The sequence below is a fragment of the uncultured Proteiniphilum sp. genome (genome assembly GCF_937873925.1).
Taxonomy (GTDB): Bacteria; Bacteroidota; Bacteroidia; order Bacteroidales; family Dysgonomonadaceae; genus Proteiniphilum.
The window spans coordinates 40,835-47,842 of the sequence record NZ_CALNAT010000044.1; the positions used below are offsets into that span (position 1 = coordinate 40,835).

Annotated in this window: 3 protein-coding genes and 1 pseudogene; all 4 read left to right on the forward strand. The window is 44.0% G+C overall.

Annotated elements, in window-relative coordinates:
• Nucleotides 1-20 precede the first annotated feature (20 nt).
• Entirely contained in the window at nt 21-2,291 is a 2,271-nt protein-coding gene (locus tag Q0502_RS03150; RefSeq protein ID WP_298647028.1) for a GH92 family glycosyl hydrolase, read from the forward strand.
• Between the two features lie 18 nt (nt 2,292-2,309).
• On the forward strand, nt 2,310-5,021 hold the full coding sequence (locus Q0502_RS03155) for a glycoside hydrolase family 2 TIM barrel-domain containing protein (protein ID WP_298647031.1): 2,712 nt from the start codon (nt 2,310-2,312) through the stop codon (nt 5,019-5,021).
• 79 nt (nt 5,022-5,100) lie between these two features.
• Nucleotides 5,101-6,456, forward strand: a complete 1,356-nt coding sequence (locus Q0502_RS03160) for a DUF4185 domain-containing protein (RefSeq protein WP_298647033.1) — start codon at nt 5,101-5,103, stop codon at nt 6,454-6,456.
• A gap of 208 nt (nt 6,457-6,664) precedes the next feature.
• Nucleotides 6,665-7,008: pseudogene (locus Q0502_RS03165) on the forward strand (DUF4961 domain-containing protein); the annotation flags it as partial.

A 7,008-nucleotide genomic window follows, 5' to 3' on the forward strand; every position in this document is an offset into this window, starting at 1 on the left:
TTAACTAAAAAAGAAACAAAATGAGAATAATCATTGCATTGATCCTAATCAATTTACTTGCTTGGTCGCCTCTTAAGGAAGAGAAGGCAGATTTAGTTTATTACGTGAATACATTGCAAGGAACCGATTCGAAACCGGACTTCAGTTACGGGAATACCTATCCCACCGTGGCTGTACCTTATCCCATGCATGCGTTCTCCGCGCAAACCGGCAGGAATGGAGATGGATGGAAGTACCAGTATTCGGCTACCACCATCCGGGGATTCCAGTTAACCCACCAGTGCAGTCCCTGGGTAAGGGATTACGCGACCATTAGCCTGATGCCCCAGACCGGGGTATTAAAGGTAAATGAAGAAGAGCGTGCCGTTGGTTTCTCGCATGAGAATGAAATAGCCTGCCCCCATTATTATGCCGTAGCTTTGGAGAATCAAGTGTACGTGGAGATGTCGCCCGTGGAACGAGGAGGCATGATGCGCTTTTCTTTCCCTGAATCGGAAAACTCCTACCTTGTCTTGGATGGTTACATTGGTAAGAGTCGTATCGAAATATTGCCCGAGGAACAAAGGATCATCGGGTGGGTTCACAGCGGCTTCCTTTTTCCGGCAGATATGAAAGGTTTTTTTGTCCTATCCTTTGATCAACCCTTCCTCTCGTATGGTACGTGGGAAAATCATGAAGATGAAGTCATCCCGCGAAATCGTATCGATGAAGGAGAGGGAAAAGGGGCTTACATTGAATTTGAACCGGGTAGCACCGTACAGGTTAAGATATCGATGTCCTATATCAGTCCTGAGCAAGCACAGCTAACCATGAATCAAGAGTTGGGTGAATTGGAGGATCTGGACGAGGTGAAAAATGCTGCCGGACAGCTCTGGAATAAATTGTTGGGAAGAATAAAAGTGGAAGGCGGTAGCGAGGAAGATAAAGCGACATTTTATTCCTGCCTGTTTCGTTCCAACCTATTCTCCCATAAGTTCTATGACATAAACGAGGAAGGAGAGCCCTATTACAGAAGCCCGTATGATTCCAAAGTGTATCCGGGCTATATGTATACCGACAACGGATTCTGGGATACGTTCCGTTCTCAGTTCCCGTTGACCAATATCCTGCATCCAACCATGCAAGGACGCTATATGCAGTCGTTGTTGGATGCCAAAGAACAGTGCGGTTTTTTCCCTACCTGGTCCTGCCCGGGAATGTCGGGTATCATGATTGGGAATCATGCTATCTCGTTGTTGGCAGATGCTTGGGCAAAAGGAATCCGCAATTTCGATCCTGAAAAAACGCTGGAACTCTATTATCACGAGATAACCAACGTAGGATTTTGGAAAGGTTCCAGCGGCCGGGAAGGTCATGAGCACTATTTTGAAAAGGGATACATCCCTTTTGACGTGAGTGAGAGCGCGGCCAAGACGATGGAATATGCGTATAATGACTGGTGTGCCTATTATCTTGCAAAAACGACCGGCAACAAGAAATACGAAGAAATTTTCGGCCGGCTCATCGATAACTATGAGAATCTTTGGGATCCTGAAACGGAATACATGCGAGGAAGAAAGCTCGATGGCAGTTGGGTATTTGAAGATTTCAACCCCTATCGATGGGGAAATCCGTTTACCGAAGGTAACTCCGCGCAATACAGCTGGTCGGTATTTCACAATGTGGAAGGCCTGATAGCATTAATGGGGGGCGAGGAAAAGTTCATTACCCGCCTGGATACTTTCTTCACCGGCACAAACGAGTTCGATAAAGGCTCGTATCCGGATGTGATCCACGAAATAAAAGAGATGCTTGTTGCCGGTATGGGACAGTATGCGCACGGTAACCAGCCCTGCCAGCATGTTCCCTTCCTGTATAGCTACGCGGGAGCACCCTGGAAAACGCAAGAGCGCGTACGTAAAGTGATGACACAACTCTATAACGCATCACCCCGAGGGTATCCGGGAGATGAAGATCAGGGCGGCCTTTCGTCGTGGTATGTACTGAATGCACTGGGTATTTACAGCGTTTGCCCGGGTACCGACCAATACGTGTTAGGAAGTCCTTTATTTCAAAAAGCGACGATTACACTTGAGGATGGGAAACAGTTCATTATAGAAGCAAAGAATAACAGTGCAGAGAATGTTTATATAGAGTCAGCTTCATTAAACGGCAAGGAATTTTCTAAGAACTGGATCACCTATTCCGACATTGTGGAGGGAGGAAAATTGACATTCGTGATGAGCAACAAACCCAACAAGGAACGAGGAACCCTCCACGAGGATCGCCCTTATTCTGTATCTCGTAAATAAAATAAATACTTATTTTTTATGAAGAAGATAACGCTTCCACTTATAATCTGGTTAATATCGATTTTGTTTTTCAACTCTCATGCGCAGAACAGAGAGTTCGCGTTAGACAGTTCCAATCCCGATATCAGGTGGGAACTAAAGCCTGAAGCAGAAGTGAAACAGTCAGGATTTAGAGTTTCTACACCCGGTTTTCAGATGAAAGATCATGTGGAAGGGGTTGTCCCCGGCGTTGTGTTTACAGCTTATGTAGAGGCCGGACTGGAAAAAGATCCCAATTACGCAGATAATATTTATCAGGTAGATGAGTCTTTTTATAATCGTTCTTTCTGGTACAGGATGGAATTTACAGCGCCATTATTCGTTAAGGAAGGGGAGCGTATATGGCTTCATTTTAACAACACGAACCGATATGCCGACTTCTATTTTAACGGCAAAAAGATTTCCGGTACTGCTACATCCACCAGAGATGTGAGTGGACATATGTTACGTTCGAAGTTTGACGTTACTGACCTGATAAACAAATCAGGGAAAAACGCTATAGCCGTTTTGATCTACGACGCTAATCAGAAAAAGACCCGGGATGCCAAGGAGGGGTTTGGCATATCGGCCAGTCCTACTTATCTTTCTGCTGCCGGATGGGACTGGATGCCTTATGTGCCGGGAAGGTTGAATGGTATCACCGGAAATGTATATCTTCGGGTAACCGGCGAGGTCATTATGGAAGACCCCTGGATTCGTTCTGAACTGGAATCGGATGATATTGCTTATCTGGCTTTTGAGACCACTCTCAATAACACCTCGCGGGAAAAGAAAGAGGCAAAGGTGACCATTACAATACAGCCGGGTGATATTCAAGTCTCTCAAAATATGTCGCTTGATGCGGGACAGACCGGAAAGGTGTATATGAACCGGAAACAATTTGAGGAGTTGATTGTAAAGGAGCCAAAACTCTGGTGGCCCAATGGATATGGAGAGCCCAACTTATATAGCTGTGAAGTGACTTGCGAAGTAGATGGAAAGGTGACCGATAGCCGGGAGATATCTTTTGGCATCCGGAATTATGAATACCGTTTCGAGCGAAATGCTATCGATTGGCCGGTGTTGACTTTTTATATCAATGGACAGAAACTCTTTATCAAAGGAGGAAACTGGGGAATGAGTGAATATCTGCTCCGTACCAGCGATAAAGAGTATGAGCAAAAGATTCGCCTGCACAAAGATATGCACTATAATATGATCCGATTGTGGACGGGTTGTGTCACCGATGATGCATTCTATAGGTATTGTGATCAGTATGGAATAATGGTGTGGGATGATTTCTGGCTCTATGTAGCCTATAATGAGGTGGAGGATGAAGAACATTTTAAACAAAATGCACTGGACAAGGTAAGGCGTTTGAGAAATCACCCTTCGATAGCGCTGTGGTGTGGTGCCAATGAGACCTATCCTTCCCCTGAACTGGATCATTATCTCAGAGGGATAGTTGCATCGGAAGATCATAACGATAGGATGTATAAATCGTCATCAAACCAGGATGGTTTGTCCGGTAGCGGATGGTGGGGTAACCAACCTCCCAGACATCATTTTGAGACTTCCGGCAGTAACCTCGCATGGAACAACCCTCCTTATCCGTACGGATCTGACCGGGGCTATGGTTTGCGCACGGAGATTGGTACGGTTACTTTTCCGGTGTATGAAAGTGTGAAATTATTTATGCCTGAAAACGAGTTATGGCCGCTGCCTACCGATGAACAGTTGAAGGAGGATGACGAGACTGTATGGAACAAGCATTTCTTTGGAAAAGAAGCCTCCAACGCCAATCCTGTCAATTACAAGAAAGCGGTGAATGAACAGTTTGGAGAATCCGATAACCTGGAGACGTTTTGTGAAAAGGCACAGTTCCTGAATATTGAAGTGATGAAGGGTATGTACGAGGCCTGGAACGACAAGATGTGGAATGATGCCACGGGAATCCTGATTTGGATGAGCCAGTCGGCCTATCCCTCGTTTGTATGGCAAACATACGACTATTATTATGATGCCACGGGATCTTACTGGGGTGCCAAGAAAGCATGTGAGCCACTTCATATTCAATGGAATTCTTCCAGTAACAGTGTCAAGGTGATAAATTCCTCTTCTGAGGATATGAAACAGGTTATGGCATCTGTCCGCATTTTCGATCTGAATGGAAAAGAAATTCCATTGTATGCCAATTCAGTACAGTTGGATGTGCCTGCTGCCGATCTGAAAGAGGCCTTTTGCTTGAATTTCAATGATGATTCTGCTTCCAGTACAGTATTGACTCCGCTTCATTTCATTCTTCTTGAATTGAGTGATGCTGAAGGAAATTTGATCTCCGAGAATTTTTATTGGCGGAACGGAAAGAATGATTTGGATTATACTGATTTGAACAAACTTCCGGAAGCTGACCTTTCAGTGAATGTAGCCAGCAAGACAACGAATGAAAACGATAGCAATGGGATAGTAAGTCTGACAATAATAAACAATTCCCCGACCGTTGCCTTTGGTAATCGCCTGAGATTGATAGACAGCGTAAGTGGAGAGCGGATACTTCCCGTAATAATGAACGATAATTATTTCACTTTAATGCCCGGTGAAGAGAAGGTTATTACTATTGAGGCAGATCTTGATATGTGCAGGAATGGCGCTGATTTGCTCGTTAAGCAATATAATCACAAGGAGAAAAAGAGATTATCTGTTCATTTTTAATGTGATAAAGGTTGCAGAGTCGCCCCTTTTAAGAACATATTAATTACAAGTAGTTAGTATAAAAAACAATTATGACCATATGATATTATTATCGTTCTTACTTTGTCTCCTCGTCTCTTGTTCCGACAGTGATAACCATACAAAGAAGAATCCCTTTGAACCTGATGGCGACCATCCCTATATTAAGATCGCCACTACATTCAATGCTGATACGCTATACCTGTCGTGGGAACTAACCAACCCGGACGTCAGTTTTGATAATTATCGTATTGAGTTGAGCAAACCGGCCACAGCTAAAACGGCAGGAAGAGACGAAACTACGTTCTATTTCACCCATGTGCCTTATAATGAACCTGTATCTGTAACTCTTTCATTGATGAAGGGCGACGAAGTTATAAGCTCCAATACTACCCAGGCAAAGATTGATGGTCTCGACAAGGTGATTGCAGGCGTTATCATTCCTGACCAGGGAAGCGTAACCGCGGGCGATGGAATGTATTCCATTGCCTTGCCCGATGGCAGGAGTATCTTCCTGATGGGCGACTCCTACGTAGGAATAGTTACAGGCGGACAACGTCCAACATCCGATCGTATGTATCGCAATACCTATATTGTATATGACAATGGGAAGGTGAGTGCCATTTACGGCTACGGGGGCAACAAGAATGCTTCTGCAGCAGTACCTCCCGATTATCCCGACGAGCAGAAATGGTACTGGCCCGGACACGGATTTGTGAATGGCGATAAGTTGTACATTTTTCAAACCCTGATGTATCAGGGAGGTGAGGGTATGTGGGGATTCATGTATGAAACCACCCATATACTGGAGTATAACCTCCCCGGTTTAGAATTGAATAAGATAACGCCCATACCATTTAACGGCTCAGCAGATATTCATTACGGAATGGCTGCACTCAACGATGGCGATTATAACTATATCTATGCGCAAGTGGATGTACGAAATGATATGGATCCCATCACCGAAGTACTGGTTGCACGGACCGCCGTAGGCAATCTATACGACAACTGGCAATATTACAACGGTTCGGGTTGGAGTGCAAATTCATCAGATGCCGTGAAGCTGGAAGGCTTATCAACTGTACCCGTTTCGTCACAGTTCAATGTATTCAAACTGCGGGGCAAGTATGTATTGCTTACACAAAAGAAAACTTTTAATTCCGGTGAGATATACACGTTCGTTGCCGATAGCCCTACCGGGCCCTGGAGAAATAAACAACTCATATTCAGTACCTACGAACAGAACATTCCCCATTTATTGACTTACAATGCCATGGCTCATCCGCAGTTTGAGAAAGACGGGATGATACTTGTCAGCTACAACGTGAATACTGAAGTATTTGCGGAGCAGTTCAGTGATGTAAGTACTTATCGCCCCCGGTTCTTCTGGGTCGATATAGATAAAATTATAGATTAATATACTGAAAAATAATAACTTATAAACTTAAAAATTAAAATGATGAAAAATATGCATTGATACTTACAGTAGTTTCGGTTTTGTTCGTCATCGTGAGTTGCAAAGATGATAACCGGACAAGAATATCATAAGATTACCCATCTGACTATGATATAAATTATGGCTTTTCCATGTCTACCAATACGATGAGGGTGGTGATGAGCCTCAAATGAACTTCACTGCTGATCCTGCGATGTCTTTCGTTCCTGCTACTTTCGGTTTCGGCGATATATTCTCCATCCGCTATAACGAACCGAACTACGTAACCGAAGGCGGTCTGAAAGAGGGCGATGTTCATCTGTATGCAAAGGTACAGTACCTAGAAGGTGGAGTAGAGAAAGAAAAGATCGTGGACGAGATTTCCGATAAAACCCTTATGGAATCACTGGGTGATCTGGGCGTAGTGACTTCTTTCCAGAAATACATTTACCCAAGAGAATTCTTTGGTTTATCCAAAGATGACGATATATTAGGTATTCAGGTTCATTTCACAAATAAGGATAAAAGTGTTGT

What these genes read in the sequence shown, in the direction of transcription:
- Q0502_RS03160 (WP_298647033.1), top strand. Translation starts at nt 5,101, where the DNA reads ATGATATTATTATCGTTCTTACTTTGTCTCCTCGTCTCTTGTTCCGAC.
- Q0502_RS03155 (WP_298647031.1), top strand. Translation starts at nt 2,310, where the DNA reads ATGAAGAAGATAACGCTTCCACTTATAATCTGGTTAATATCGATTTTG.
- Q0502_RS03150 (WP_298647028.1), top strand. Translation starts at nt 21, where the DNA reads ATGAGAATAATCATTGCATTGATCCTAATCAATTTACTTGCTTGGTCG.